The sequence below is a fragment of the Mesorhizobium sp. WSM4830 genome (assembly GCF_055811495.1).
In genome coordinates this window covers 68,331-82,230 of sequence record NZ_JBVVQI010000018.1, presented here as the reverse complement: position 1 = coordinate 82,230, position 13,900 = coordinate 68,331, and the positions used below count along the sequence as shown (strand labels likewise).

Here is a 13,900-nt window from a genome sequence, read left to right as displayed (position 1 = left end):
TCGAACGGAGGAACTTTTTCACCGCGCCCTCGCCTGTCTTGCCTGCTCGGCGCGCCGCACGATGAAGGTGTCGATGCCGATGGCGACCAGGATAACCAGACCGTAGACGCCCTGCAGCCACAGCGGATCGACGCGCACCAGCGTCAGCCCGTTCTTGATGACGAGCAGCGTGAGGGCTCCAAGGATGATACCGAGCAGCGTGCCCGAACCACCGCGGATGGCGACGCCACCGACCACCGCCGACGCGATCACCGTGAGTTCGAAGCCGAGCGCGACGCGGGCGTCGATGGTCGCATAGCGCGATGCCCACAGCGCGCCGCACAGGCCGCCGAGCAGGCCGGCCATGCCAAAGGCCAGCAGGATGCGCCGGTCGACGGGGATGCCGATGAGACGCGCGCCGTCGGGATTGGAGCCGGCGGCGAACAATTCGCGCCCGATGGCGGTGCGATAGAGCAGCACGTAGCCCAAGCAGAGGATGACGACCGCAATGACGACGATCAGCGGCACGTCGGCGATCTTCAGGCCGGTCATGTCGAGCCAGGCTTGCGTGACTTCGTCGGCGCTGATCTGGTCGCCGGCTGCCCAGATCGAGTTGAAGCCACGGAAGATCGACATCGAGGCCAGCGTGACGACGATCGCCGGGATCTTTCCCCTGGTGACGACGAGGCCGTTGATCAGGCCGGCGACGCCACCGACGGCGCATGCGGTTATCAGGCCGATGCCGATGTCGAGCCCCGGATAGGCCTGGACCATGCTGGCCGCCATGTAAGCCGACAGGCCGATCACCGCTGCGATCGAAAGGTCGATGTTGCGGGTGATCAGCACCAGCATCTGCGCGAGTGCTGCAACGACGAGCAGGGCGGCATCCATCGACACGGCGGTCAGGTTTGCAGCGCTCACCATGCGCGGGTTGATGATGGTGACCGGGATGGCGACCGCCAGCATCGCGGCGAGCAGGCCGAACTCCCGCCGCTTCAGTATGTCGAGCGGTCCTTTTCTTGTCTCCTGGCCGGCGGCCTGTGCCGCCGCATCGGCGCCTTGGCCGGCCTTGGTCGCTGCTTCCAGCACCTTTTCCTGAGTGGCTTCGCCCCTGGTGAATTCGGCCGTCCGATGGCCTTCGCGCAGGACGATGATGCGGTCGCACATGCCGATGAGCTCGGGCATTTCGGAGGAGATCAGGATGATCGCCATGCCCTGCCCGGCAAGGTCGGCGATCATCGCATGCACTTCAGCCTTGGTGCCGACATCGATACCTTGCGTCGGCTCGTCGAGGATGAGGACGCGCGGCTCGGTGCGCAGCCATTTGGCCAACACCACCTTCTGCTGGTTGCCGCCCGACAGTTCCTTCACCGGCTGCGCGTAGCCGGAAAAGCGAAGCTTCATGCGCTTCAACCAGTCCGAAATCAGTCCGATCGCGCGGTTCGTGCCGTAGACGCCGGAGCGGGCTGCCTTGTCGAGGACTGGCAGCACGGCGTTGTCGAGGATGGAAAAATCCATCACCAGGCTCTGGCCCATGCGGTCTTCCGAGACATAGGCGATACGCGCATCCATGGCGTCGCGTGCCGATGCGAAGCGCACAGCCTCGCCGTCGATCAGGATTTCGCCGGCATCGGGCCGGTCGATGCCGAACAGCACGCGCGCGATCTCGGTCCGCCCGCTGCCGACCAGGCCGCCGAGCCCGAGCACCTCGCCGGCATGGAGCTTGAGGTCGATATTGGAAAAGCCGCCGGCGTGCGAAAGCCCCCTCGCCTCCAGCACGAGTGCGCCGGCGGCGTGGTTTCGCTGCGGATAGAGGTCGGTCACCTCGCGGCCGACCATCATGCCGATGGCGGCGGCGCGGCCAAGCTCGGCCTTCGGCTTGACACCAATGAGACGCCCGTCGCGCAGCACCGCGATGCGGTCGGCGATGCGGAAAATCTCGTCCATGCGGTGGCCGACGAACATCATCGCCACGCCGTGCAGCCGCAGGTCGGCGACGACAGTGAACAGCCGCTCGACCTCGCGCTGCGACAGGGCGGCCGTCGGCTCGTCCATGATCAGCACCCGCGCGTCGAGCGACAGGGCGCGGGCGATCTCGACCAGTTGCTGTTCGGAGGTGCGCAACGTTCCGAGCCGGGTTTCGGCCGGCACGTCGAGGCCGACTGTCGCCAGCACCCTGCGCGCGCCGGCAAGCATGGCGGCGTTGTCGATACCGCCGAAGCGGTCGCGCGGCATATGGCCGAGATAGATGTTTTCCGCCACCGAAAGATCCGGGAAAAGACCGGGATGCTGGTGCATGACCGAGATGCCGGCAGCCTGGGCGTCGTGCGGCGAATGAAAGACCACAGGCTTGCCATCGACTTCGACATGGCCGCCGGTCGGGAGATACACGCCGGCCAGCAGTTTTACGCAGGTGCTCTTGCCGGCGCCGTTTTCGCCAAGCAGAGCCAGCACCTCGCCTGAGCGCAATTCGAAGGACGCGTCCTTGAGGGCAATCGTGCCGCCGAAGGCTTTTGTCGCCTGAACCAGGGCAACGGGGACAGCCGCGTCGCTCTTCACCATGGCATCGGCTTCGCCTAATGCGCCCAAGTGCAGCACCTTTCCTCCATAGTCCTTTTTTTCAATTTGCTATATTAAATGGCTGAATGCCGCAACTGGAAAATTGACTTCCATGGCCGCGAAGGGCACTGTCGCGTCGCGCACGGGTGCGATTGGAGTGCTCGACCCCGCGGCAGCCTCAACGCTGCAAGCGACTGGAGTGGCTCTGCGGGAATGAATGGGGAGGCGCCGGTTTTGTCCGGAAAAGGCAGCAATTCGGTCAAGGTGCGGCATTATAACGAGCGCTTCGTGCTTGATGCCATTCGCCGCCTGAAGGAGGCATCCAAGTCCGATCTGGCGCGCGCCGCAAATCTGACGCCGGCCGCGGTCGCCACCATTGTCGACGGGCTGGAATCGTCCGGATTCGTAAAGCAAGTGGGAAAAAGGTTCGGACAACGCGGATCGCCATCCACTCTCTACCGACTTGCACCGGAGCGCATCTACAGCGTCGGCATCAAGATCGGCCGGCGCGCGCTGGAAGCCGTGCTCGTCGACTTTGCCGGCGAGGTCCGCTCGCGCGAGTCGCACGAATATCGCTTTCCGGATCCCGACATGGTGCTCAAGGCCGGCAACATGTCGCTGGCCAATTTCGACAAGCTGGTCGAGGGGCTTGGCGATGCCAGCATCGTCGGCGTCGGCATCGCCTCGCCATATTTCCTCGGCGGCTGGAGTGAAGAGCTCGGCTTTCCCGACGATCTCGGCAGCCGCTGGGAAGCAATCGATCTGACGACGTTCTTCGCCACAAAGCCGAAGACCCCGGTCTTCGTGGAAAACGACGCATCATCGGCCGCACTCGCCGAACTCATCCAGGGGACCGGCGCGCGCTTCCGCGACTTCATGCATATTTCGATCGACACCTTTGTCGGCGGCGGACTGGTACAAGGCGGCAAGGTCCATACCGGGCCGCACGGCAACAGCGCCGCGCTTGGTCCTTTGCCGGTCTCGCCTTCAAGCCTCGATTCGGTGGCGGCCAAGCCGGCGCGCTACCAGAGCCTGCTGCATCGCGCTTCGATCTATGTGCTGGTCAATCATCTCAAATCGCGCGGCATCGAGATCAACCGCGTGCGCGAACTCGATCCCTTGCCGCCGGGGGCGCGCGAACCGCTGTCCGAATGGATCGACGATTGCGCCAATGCGCTGGTCGAGGCGATCATCGCCATCACCTCCGTCATCGACATCGAGGCGATCGTTCTCGACAGCATCCTGCCGCGGCCGATCCATCTCGAGCTGCTGGCAAAGGTGCAGACCCAGTTCAACAGGATCAGCGCCATCGGCATCGTGGCGCCGGAAATCGTCTCGGGACAATTCGGCCCCGAGGCTTCGCCGATCGGCGCGGCGATGCTGCCGTTCTCGGCCCTGCTGGCGCCCGACAGCGGCGTGCTGATGATCGGCAAGGACAGAACAATGCTGCCGGGCAGCCTTTCGCGGCTTGCCGGCCAAAGCCAGCCAGCAAGAAGTCCGGCGACTTCAACGGGATAGGATGGCGCTGCGAACGGCAATCAAGCTCTGGATAGCATCAACATCAGCTCGCAGTCCGGCACGGGCACGGCGGGCTTTTTGCGCCGGCACCGGAACTTTTAGCGGCTGCTAATCTTCATTCGTCACCGACATTGAAATGCCGATCGGTCCGCGCTCCGCTTAGTGCGGGCCCAGGAAGCAAGGAGGAACATATGAACTGGGATCAAATCAAGGGAAAATGGACGCAGTTCAAGGGCAAGGCGAAAGAGCAGTGGGGTGACCTCACCGACGACGATCTTGATCGTATCGAGGGCAACCGGGACCAGCTCTTGGGACGCATCCAGGAGCGATATGGCATCGCCAAGGAAGAGGCGGAGCGCCAGGTTGATAACTGGTCCAGAAGCATCAGCTGAGCCTTGGACGCAAGGCCGTCTGCTGCTCACCACCGGTGAAACGTTGCACTCAAGCAGGTCAGACTTAGGTCCCAAGCAAGATACTCCAGGATTGGACCGAAGCCCCGGCTGAGGAACGTAGCCCGCTGGCTCACGTTGTGGTGAGCTTTGGCGCGACGAAGATGCGTCCGGGCGGAAGAGTTCAAAGCCAGGGAGGAGAGGCCCGACGCTCCGAACGAGCGCCGGGCCTGGGCGTAAATGCAAACAATCAGCAGACTGTTCAATTCCCATGCCCAGGCAGCACGTGCCGTGGCCAGACTTCAGGCTGCCGGGATTCGCCGCCGCCAGATCAGCGTCGTCGGATCTTACAACGACAATGATGAACCGATCAGCGTTGCTGGATATTACGACGATGAGATGAGCGCTCTCTGGCGGGGTGCGGTTGCTGGTGCCGCACTTGGCGCGACGGCCGGTCTGTTGGCCGGCTTAAGCGCTTTTGGAGCTCAAGGCGTTGATCCTGCGGGGATGACGGGGATGGCCCTGGTCGGTGCGGCGTGGGGCGGCTTTGCCGGCGTGCTTCTCGGAACTTTTGCCGATTTTGCCCAGAAATCGCGCAAGCCGAAGATCGCAGAGGGTGTCGTACTGGTGATGGCCCGCGTCGATGAAAAGCAGGCCGGCGCCGCGCATACGGTGCTCCGGAGTTTCGCGGAGATGCCTTCCGGGCCGATGAAGAGGAGCGCTTTGCCGAATTCAAGCCGGCTCCGCGTCCGATCTGGTGCCCGATGAAGTTTGTTTCGCGAAACAGGAATTCAAACCGGAGGCGCCCGACGAAAGCTTGGCAAACCAACGCTTTGGAAGCATGCGGGCTACTTGCCGTCGTGCTGTCCTTTATTCTTACCGTTCTGTTGGTTGGTCTCATCCTTGGCTGAACCCATGCCCTTGCCACCGGCGACACGATGCCCGGCAATTGGCGAAGGTATGGCCAGTTCGAAGGATTGAACCATTCGTGCTAAGCGTTAATAGCTTGTAGCCATAGGAGAGGACGCCAACGTGGACAAACGGGCTGAAGGAGACGCGGGGAAATTGGCTCGAGGCGAGTTCGAGCTCAAAGCCGAACGATATGGCGTGAACGCCTTTCTTCTCATTGTCGAACTTGTAAATCTGCTGGAGAAGCGCGGAACGATCAGCAGCAACGACGTCGCGAAAATAGCCGAGGCCGCCGCACTTGCCGTTGCCGCATCCAGTGAACCCGACGTGAACAGCATCAATCTGTTGCAGGCCATCGCTGCCGCCCGCCGGCCCAAATAGGCTCACATCAAATCCGCCAGCAATCGGCGCGAAACGCTATATTGAACTGATCTCGGTCGAGCGTGCGGAGCCCTTTCATGTGCAATGACTACGAGCAGCACATCGCCTGGGCCGAATATTGCCGGATGATGGAATCGCTGGCGCTCAAAATCCCCAGCCATCAAACCGAACTGGATCTGCCGCAGGCGGATGACATCCACATCAACGACCCCGCGCCGGTAATGCGCGCCGCCGGCGACACAGGCGACACAATCGAACTGGCGTCGATGACGTTCGGCTTTCCCCCGGCCGGACCAAAAGGCGGACCTGTATTCAACTTTCGCTCGGAGGGCCGGCAGTTCGGCAACAGCAAGCGCTGTCTCGTTCCGGCGTCGGCATTCTTCGAATTCACGGGAGCGAAATATCCAAAAACCAAGCACAGATTCACGCTGAATGGCCATTCGTTCATGGCGATTGCCGGGCTGTGGCGCGAGGGCGTCGGCAACAAGCCGCCGACGTTCACGATGCTGACGACCGAGCCGGGCCCGGATGTCGCGCCATATCACAACCGGCAAGTGGTTGTGCTGCGGCCATCGGACTGGGCGGCGTGGATCCACCTGACGAGGTCCGAGGCTGAACTCCTGCGACCGCTGCCGGAAGGGTCGCTCCAAGTGGAGACAGCTCGGGCAGGTTCGGAGTAGGAACCATCGGATAATTGCCCGCTGAGCTGCGGCCGCGCTGCATAGTCACAGCGACGCGCGCCATGCTCAGAACGAATGCCCATACGGTATAGACGCTTCAGCCCGGCTTGACGTAGCCGGCGGTGACCTCGTCCTTGTGGGCGGCGAAAGCTTCCAGGACCTCGGTTTTCTCAGGCTTCGGAATCTTGAAATGATCCAGGGTCCGCCCGAGTTCCGCTGCGACCTCATCGAATTCCGCAGGGGAGATCCGCAGGTCGCGATGCGCCTCCTCGAGGCCGAGCGGCGTCGTGCCGGGCTTGGTGGCGACGAACTTGAAGGGCCCACCGGAAACGTCGCAGACCCACAGCGTGCGCATGAACTTGAGGCCGGGCAACCTTTCAAGGTTCTTGGTGTGCCATTTGCGCAATTGTGGGTTCTTGGACTTCTGGCCGACGATGGGGTTCTTCACGACGGCGTCGCTGAAATGATCGATCACCGCTGCGATGGCGAACACGCCCCCCAGCCGCTCATACAGACTTTTCTCGGATGTGGTTTTCTTCGTCTGCGCGAGCGCCTTGTCGGCAGGCAATACCGATGTCGATGCGGCGGCCAGCGCCAGCCCGGCGACAACACTTCGTCTCGTCAAAGAGGTCGAAATTTTCATCCCTGGTTCCCTTCGAGGTTAGGCCAGAGCGAGCCGCAGCCGGTCTGGCGGCATGAAGTGACATTCGGACACTTTGCCATATTTAGCATCGTCTAATGAACTAACGAGCCCCGCGACGGGATTATTCCGGTTGGCCGCATTGTCATGGTCAACATGCGTAGAAAGGGCGAAGGCGGCGCGGATGAGGAAGGGTTAAGCACGCGTCGCTGCACGCGGCAGAGGTCGCGAAGGCACTTCGGCCGCATCGGCGGCCCTATCGATCTTTGCGGGCACCGTAGTGTTCCTGGCCTCGCTGGCGGCGGTCGCCTGCGACCAATAGCCTGTGCTTTTCGAAGATCGCTAGCTTCTGCGGATAGGTGATCCGCACCTTTGCGTTGCACCCGTCGCATTTGAAGTGCGCGATCGCTCTTAGTGCAGAGCCCTTTCTTACCGCCGGATGCGAGCAATCCGGACATTCGAATGTGAGCGCGACATCCGATAAGTCTTCGGCTAAGCCCATTTCCATCCCCTTCGCAAGCTCGGTGGCTACACTCTGGCTAGTTTCAATGAGCAATTCAGATGCCAAACGGCCGTGCCAAAGCGGCACCAGACCAATTCGCCCCCGGAACGCTGCAAGCTAGTGCGCCTTCTCTGTGCCTTTCGAGCGACGAAGAGACCTAACTTCCTCCAGCAGTTCGCGCTCATTGGTGGTCACGTTTCGGAAGATTGCGACAATCATCACCGCTAAGGCTTCGGCATCCAGGCTTAGAGGGTCAATGTGCTCATCTGCGCAAACCTGATCAAACACGCGTTCACAAATAGCCAAATCGTGAGGGCTGAGGCGAGTGCGATTGAAACGCCGGCGCGACATTTGCGAGCCTTCGAGGCCCGCTGCCCGTGGAAATGAGGCGGGTCTTGGCAAGAAACGCGAGGGTTGAGTGATTGTTCCCGGCTGCAAGCTTTGTTACGCCGCCTGCGGCAGGGGCAGACCAGAACGCTTTCCCCGCGCGCATCATGGCGCGTGCGAGCGCGAGCTGTGCCTCGACCTTGGCATTTTCCTGGCATGGCGAGATGCTTGGCACCTCAGGCATTTTCGAGCGCCCGCCCGAACGGCTCTGGCTGCCATGTGCGGACCGATTTTTGGACGGCTGGACCGTTGGACTCACGTCAGACACAGCAGCCTGGGCAAGACTGCTTCGAACCCTAAACGGGGCCGTCGACTACCGTTTTGCTTCGAGATCAGCCTGGCCGATTTTTGGATCCCCCCAAAATCGCTCGAACCTTTCTTAGCTTCGTCGGGCAGACCGCAGGATCCGTCTAAGAACGTGCTTTGCCGGAGGCGGAACTCACTTCTCGAATTAACTTCCTGATTATTGCCGATTGAAAGGCAGCGGCACTGTCGGCGGGAATGACGAACGAGCCGGGTCCTCCGATCACGTGCCTCGAATAATATTCCGTCGTCGTCTCACCATTTTCAACGTCAGCGCCAATTGGAAGGCCATTAATTACAATGGCTTTCTGGAGTGCTCTCTGACGGCTGTCCTCGACGGACGTTCCGTCATTGTTTGATCCGTCGCCTGAAATATCGATGATTCTGCGCAACGTTGGGACAGGCAGTTTGTCAAAGGCGTCCACAGAGGCGTCGATCGCGTATGAGATCGACGTATTCGATCCGCGCGGACCAGAGCGTCGCCTTTCCGACTTCTTCCGGAGTGCCTCAGCGATGACGGCCGCATCATTTGCATCGGAAAGAATGGTCCAGCCCACCCTGGTTTCCAAGGAGCCGCGGCTCGACCATTCGACAAAGGTGACGGCGATCTTGCCGTGCATACCCTCTTTGATCACGTTAAGCACGGTTGCTGATTCCAAAGCAGCGGCATAGCTCTCGCGCTGTAGCTTGGCCTCTATGTGGTTGATGGAGCCGGACATGTCGGCCGCAAGAACGATTGCGACGTCGACTTCGTTAATCGGATCGTCAAAGACAACCTTCTCGCGATTTTCATCAGGAGAGAGACCGTTCGTATAAGGATTAGCGTGAGTATACTGGACAGAGACCAGCACAATTTTCAGCAATCCTGCGACCAGTGCGCTAAAGGATAGGACATGCATCTGCCATCTATCCTCATGAGCTTATGAAACTCTGGGGGACGGTTGATCGCTGACTTCTATTAATTCTGAAGGGAACTCAAGTAGTTGAGATAAAAGGGGGTTACTCTCCTAACATTAGCTTTCTCTATATTAGCTGTGACTATTTCAAAAGTCAACAAAATGGAGGGAGAGACACGGGGTAGGCAGCATGCCGGAGCGGAACGCGAGAACGGCTGCACAGGAGGACGCTCCAGCACTAGTGCTAATTAGCAGGCATATGATCTTCAACATGTGGCCGAAGCGGCAACCGGAAAAGGGAATGGCGCGGCGCCGAGCCACTGCCGCGGTCGTCCTTGCGGCACTTTCGTCGCCAGGGTTTTTGGTTCCCTCGAGGGCGCATGATGCCCCCTCAGGGTGGAGCTACCCGCTGGCCTGCTGTCACGGCGACGCGGAACACGGCGAGTGTCAGCGAATCCCAGCGCGGGCGGTTCATGTTCGTCCCGGTGGCTGGGTTGTCATCCTGAGGCCTGGGGATCATCGGAAGATCACGCGGCAGCAGCGATACTTCATTCCGTATGGTGATGAGATTCCGTCGCAGGATGGCAATTATCATATTTGCCTTCATCCGACCGAAGAGCATGAGAACTGTTTTCTTGCACCGCCCGATGCCATGTGACCCAGGAGCGGCGCTGCGTCCGAAAAATCGCGAGATGCGGGAACGGCGCTGCAAGCCGGGTCCAGGAGCATGCTGGGTCGGCGCGCCCTAAAGGCCGCAAAGACACGGCGAGTCAAAGGGCAATGAAATTCAGGCGCAACACAAATCCTCGGTGACCGAAAATCTGGTGCTGCGAGAGAGGATTGAACTCTCGACCTCTCCCTTACCAAGGGAGTGCTCTACCACTGAGCTACCGCAGCCGCCGATGGCGGGGCTTCTGCCATATCGAACCGGCAAGCGCAAGGCCAAGACAAGCGGCACAAACGGGGGCCGGGTTGAAAGGCCGCACCGGGCGGTTGCTGCGGACATGGCCGTGCCACAATGTTGGCTATCCCTTGATCCGCACCGGCGGGTCGCCGGCCGGGGACGGAACGATGAACGGCAAGACAGTTTCTCCGAACAAGGATGGATCACCGGAGAAGGATGGTTCAGCGAAAAAGGGCGGAACGGGCCGCAAGGACCGGCTGGCCGAGCAACTGCGCGCCAACCTGCAGAAGCGCAAGGCGCAATCGCGCTCGCGAAGGACTGGCGACGCCGACGAGCGGCCAGAGGGGCTGCAGGCGGCGATGAAAAAAGATTAACGCGAATCGGCTATGTTTGGCGCCGGTACTTTGGCCAAAGTCGGCGTGGGCCAAAGTGGGGAGTAGCCTGTTTCTTGAACCAAGCCGGCCAATGGTCTAGATGGCCGCAACAGACTCAACCGATTTAAACCGGCCTTGGCGCCGAGGGGACGCTCTTCATGGATCGCATCAGAATTGTCGGCGGCAATAAGCTTGCCGGAAGCATCCCGATCTCGGGCGCGAAAAACGCCGCGCTGCCGCTGATGATCGCCTCGCTTTTGACCGACGACACGCTGACGCTGGAAAACGTGCCGCATCTGGCCGATGTCGAGCAGCTGATCCGCATCCTCGGCAATCACGGCGTCGACTATTCGGTCAATGGCCGCCGCGAAAAGCAGCAGGAAGGCTATTCGCGAACCATCACTTTCTCCGCCCGTAACATTGTCGACACGACGGCGCCTTACGAGCTGGTGTCGAAGATGCGGGCGTCGTTCTGGGTGATCGGGCCGCTGCTGGCCCGCATGGGCGAGGCCAAGGTGTCGCTGCCCGGCGGCTGCGCCATCGGCACGCGCCCGGTCGACCTCTTCCTCGAAGGCCTGCAGGCGCTGGGCGCCGACATCGACGTCGACACCGGCTATGTCATCGCCAAGACCAGGAACGGCCGGCTTGTCGGCAACCGTTATGTGTTCCCGAAAGTCTCGGTCGGCGCCACCCATGTGCTGATGATGGCGGCCTCGCTGGCCAAGGGCGAGACGGTGCTCGAAAATGCCGCCCGTGAGCCCGAGATCGTCAACCTCGCCGAATGCCTCAACGCCATGGGCGCGAAGATCTCCGGCGCCGGCACGGCGACCATCACCATCGACGGCGTCGAGGCGCTGTCGGGCGCTCGCGTCAGGGTGATCCCCGACCGTATCGAGACCGGCACCTATGCGATGGCGGTGGCGATGACCGGCGGCGACGTCGTGCTGGAAGGCGCGCGGCCCGACCTGTTGCAGACGGCGCTGGACATCATCTCGCAGACCGGCGCCGAGATCACGCAGACCAATTCCGGCATCCGCGTCAGGCGCAACGGCGCCGGCATTTCGCCGGTCGACGTGACGACGGCGCCCTTCCCGGCTTTCCCGACCGATCTGCAGGCGCAGTTCATGGGCCTGATGACGATGGCCAAGGGCAAGTCGCGCATCACCGAGACGATCTTCGAAAACCGCTTCATGCACGTCCAGGAACTTGCCCGGCTAGGCGCCCACATCACGCTGTCCGGCCAGACGGCGATCGTCGACGGCGTAGCGAAGCTGAAGGGCGCGCCGGTCATGGCGACCGATCTTCGCGCCTCGGTGTCGCTGGTCATCGCCGGCCTTGCGGCCGAAGGCGAAACCACGGTCAACCGCGTCTACCACCTCGACCGCGGCTTCGAGCGGCTGGAGGAAAAGCTGTCCGGCTGCGGCGCGGAGATCGAGCGCATTTCGGGGTAACGATAGCAGGCTCAGGTCGGCGCTGCCCCTCATCCCCCTGCCGGGACCTTCTCCCCGTATAGGGACGGGGAGAAGTACCGCCTCGCGAAGGATTTCGCCAATCTCCAGCGTTGCGGAGAAGGTGCCGAGGTTGCGGCCAGTCCCTTCTCCCCGTCCCTATACGGGGAGAAGGTCCCGGCAGGGGGATGAGGGGCGCTGACCGGAGCGATTGCCTGGCCAAGACCTCCGGCGCGGTTGCACGAGCCGGGAAGACCGCCTAACAGAAGGTCGAATAGCCAACCTTCAGGTGTGAAATCCGCATGGCCCTCAAGCTTGTCGCGCTCGACGATCAGGATCTGAGCATCATCTCGGCGCATGTCCAGGATGCTGTCATGAAGGTCAGCGATCTCGAATACCTGCCTTCGGTAAAGCGCTTCGTGCTGACCATGAACCGCTTCGTCTGGGAGGCGAAATCCGGCTTCTTCCGCCAGCACAATGAACGGCGGCAGGCCGTGCTGCATTTCGACCGGGTGCTCGGCGCCAAGACCAGCGGCATTGCCCGCGACAAGCCCGACGAAGTGCTGTCGCTGCTGGCGATCAGCTTTCTCGCGCTCGACAAGCCGGCCGGCATCGTCGAGCTGATCTTTTCGGGCGGCGGCACAATCATGCTCGACGTCGAATGCATCGAGGCACGGCTTGCCGATGTCGGCGGCGCCTGGGAAGCGACGTCGCGCCCGGTCCACAGGGTTTGAGCCAATGGCCGTCACGCTTCGCCAGTCCGACCCCGATTTCGAGCAGCGCTTTGCCGCGTTCCTGCTGACCAAGCGGGAAGTCTCGGCCGATGTCGACGCCGTGGTGCGCGAGATCATCGCCAGGGTGCGCGCCGAGGGCGACGCGGCGGTTATCGGGTACACGCAGAAATTCGGTGGCGGCGACCTGGCCAGGCTCGGCATCGCCGTCTCCAGGGACGACATTGCCAGGGCCTACGAGGCCGCCGATCCGCAGACGGTCGAGGCGCTGAAATTCGCGCGCGAGCGCATCCGCGCCCACCACCAGCGGCAGCTGCCGCAGGACGACCGCTACACCGATGCCGCCGGCGTCGAGCTCGGCTCGCGTTGGACGGCGATCGAGGCCGTCGGGCTCTACGTGCCGGGCGGCACGGCGAGCTATCCGAGTTCGGTGCTGATGAATGCCGTGCCGGCCAAGGTCGCCGGCGTCGAGCGCATCGCCATGGTGGTGCCGGCCTCAGGCGGCGAGGTGCCGCCGCTGGTGCTGGTGGCGGCCGACCTTGCCGGCGTCTCCGAAATCTACCGCGTCGGCGGCGCCCAGGCGATCGCGGCCCTTGCCTATGGCACCGAGACGATAAAGCCGGTCGCCAAGATCGTCGGCCCCGGCAATGCCTATGTCGCTGCAGCCAAGCGTCAGGTGTTCGGCACGGTCGGCATCGACATGATCGCCGGGCCGTCGGAAGTGCTGGTCGTCGCCGACGGCAGCAACGATCCCGACTGGATCGCCGCCGACCTGCTCGCCCAGGCCGAACATGACGTGTCAGCGCAGTCGATCCTGATCACCAACGACCGTGCGTTTGGCGCAGCGGTCGAACAGGCAGTCGAACGCCAGTTGCAGAACCTGCCGCGCCGAGAAACGGCGGCGGCGAGCTGGCGCGATTTCGGCGCCATAGTCCTGGTGCCGACGATCGAGGCAGCATTGCCGCTGGTCGACCGCATCGCGGCCGAACATGTCGAGCTTGCCATCGACGACCCAGAGGCCTTCCTGGCGCGGATGCGCAATGCCGGCGCGGTGTTTCTCGGCCGCCACACGCCGGAAGCCATTGGCGACTATGTCGCCGGCTCCAACCACGTGCTGCCGACGGCGCGCTCGGCGCGCTTTTCGTCCGGGCTTTCGGTGCTCGATTTCGTCAAGCGCACGTCGATCCTGAAGCTCGGGCCGGAGCAATTACGGGCGCTGGCGCCGGCGGCGATCACGCTTGCCAAGGCGGAAGGCCTCGATGCGCATGGACGCTCCGTCGCCATCCGGCTGAACATGTAG

At 62.2% G+C, this 13,900-nt stretch carries 12 protein-coding genes and 1 tRNA gene; 9 read left to right on the top strand and 4 right to left on the bottom strand.

Annotation, left to right across the window (positions count from 1 at the left end; genetic code table 11):
* Nucleotides 1-18: 18 nt before the first annotated feature.
* Complete coding sequence (locus AC0L2Y_RS22140) at nt 19-2,577, bottom strand: ATP-binding cassette domain-containing protein (RefSeq protein ID WP_473559496.1); 2,559 nt, start codon at nt 2,575-2,577, stop codon at nt 19-21.
* Nucleotides 2,578-2,772: 195 nt separating this feature from the next.
* Here AC0L2Y_RS22140 and AC0L2Y_RS22135 point away from each other — a divergent pair, with 195 nt between their 5' ends.
* The 5 genes from AC0L2Y_RS22135 to AC0L2Y_RS22115 all read left to right on the top strand — a co-directional run bounded on the left by AC0L2Y_RS22135 (nt 2,773) and on the right by AC0L2Y_RS22115 (nt 6,415).
* Nucleotides 2,773-4,056: an ROK family transcriptional regulator gene (locus tag AC0L2Y_RS22135; protein ID WP_473559494.1), complete on the top strand. Its 1,284-nt coding sequence runs from the start codon at nt 2,773-2,775 to the stop codon at nt 4,054-4,056.
* 191 nt (nt 4,057-4,247) lie between these two features.
* Complete coding sequence (locus AC0L2Y_RS22130) at nt 4,248-4,448, top strand: CsbD family protein (protein WP_023719429.1); 201 nt, start codon at nt 4,248-4,250, stop codon at nt 4,446-4,448.
* A 288-nt stretch (nt 4,449-4,736) separates the two neighbouring features.
* Nucleotides 4,737-5,213, top strand: coding sequence for a hypothetical protein (locus AC0L2Y_RS22125; protein WP_352488284.1), 477 nt, complete (start codon nt 4,737-4,739; stop codon nt 5,211-5,213).
* A gap of 264 nt (nt 5,214-5,477) precedes the next feature.
* Nucleotides 5,478-5,735 carry a hypothetical protein gene (locus AC0L2Y_RS22120; RefSeq protein ID WP_473559492.1) on the top strand — a complete coding sequence of 86 codons (258 nt, stop codon included), beginning with the start codon at nt 5,478-5,480 and terminating at the stop codon, nt 5,733-5,735.
* 77 nt (nt 5,736-5,812) lie between these two features.
* Nucleotides 5,813-6,415, top strand: coding sequence for an SOS response-associated peptidase (locus AC0L2Y_RS22115; RefSeq protein ID WP_473559489.1), 603 nt, complete (start codon nt 5,813-5,815; stop codon nt 6,413-6,415).
* 97 nt (nt 6,416-6,512) lie between these two features.
* Here the strand turns inward: AC0L2Y_RS22115 and AC0L2Y_RS22110 are convergent, their stop codons facing one another.
* The 3 genes from AC0L2Y_RS22110 to AC0L2Y_RS22100 all read right to left on the bottom strand — a co-directional run bounded on the left by AC0L2Y_RS22110 (nt 6,513) and on the right by AC0L2Y_RS22100 (nt 10,040).
* On the bottom strand, nt 6,513-7,058 hold the full coding sequence (locus AC0L2Y_RS22110) for a group I truncated hemoglobin (protein WP_473559487.1): 546 nt from the start codon (nt 7,056-7,058) through the stop codon (nt 6,513-6,515).
* Between the two features lie 1,296 nt (nt 7,059-8,354).
* Entirely contained in the window at nt 8,355-9,146 is a 792-nt protein-coding gene (locus AC0L2Y_RS22105) for a DUF1194 domain-containing protein (RefSeq protein ID WP_473559485.1), read from the bottom strand.
* Nucleotides 9,147-9,965: 819 nt separating this feature from the next.
* Nucleotides 9,966-10,040: transfer RNA gene (locus AC0L2Y_RS22100), tRNA-Thr, on the bottom strand.
* A 135-nt stretch (nt 10,041-10,175) separates the two neighbouring features.
* Between AC0L2Y_RS22100 and AC0L2Y_RS22095 the strand changes: the two genes are divergently transcribed.
* The 4 genes from AC0L2Y_RS22095 (at nt 10,176) to hisD (ending at nt 13,900) form a co-directional block, all read left to right on the top strand.
* A complete protein-coding gene (locus AC0L2Y_RS22095; protein WP_473559483.1) occupies nt 10,176-10,421 on the top strand; it encodes a hypothetical protein in 246 nt (81 codons plus the stop codon).
* A 158-nt stretch (nt 10,422-10,579) separates the two neighbouring features.
* Nucleotides 10,580-11,872: a UDP-N-acetylglucosamine 1-carboxyvinyltransferase gene (gene murA / locus AC0L2Y_RS22090; protein ID WP_292662909.1), complete on the top strand. Its 1,293-nt coding sequence runs from the start codon at nt 10,580-10,582 to the stop codon at nt 11,870-11,872.
* A 299-nt stretch (nt 11,873-12,171) separates the two neighbouring features.
* A complete protein-coding gene (locus AC0L2Y_RS22085) occupies nt 12,172-12,603 on the top strand; it encodes a DUF2948 family protein (RefSeq protein WP_473559481.1) in 432 nt (143 codons plus the stop codon).
* A gap of 4 nt (nt 12,604-12,607) precedes the next feature.
* Complete coding sequence (hisD, locus tag AC0L2Y_RS22080) at nt 12,608-13,900, top strand: histidinol dehydrogenase (protein WP_473559479.1); 1,293 nt, start codon at nt 12,608-12,610, stop codon at nt 13,898-13,900.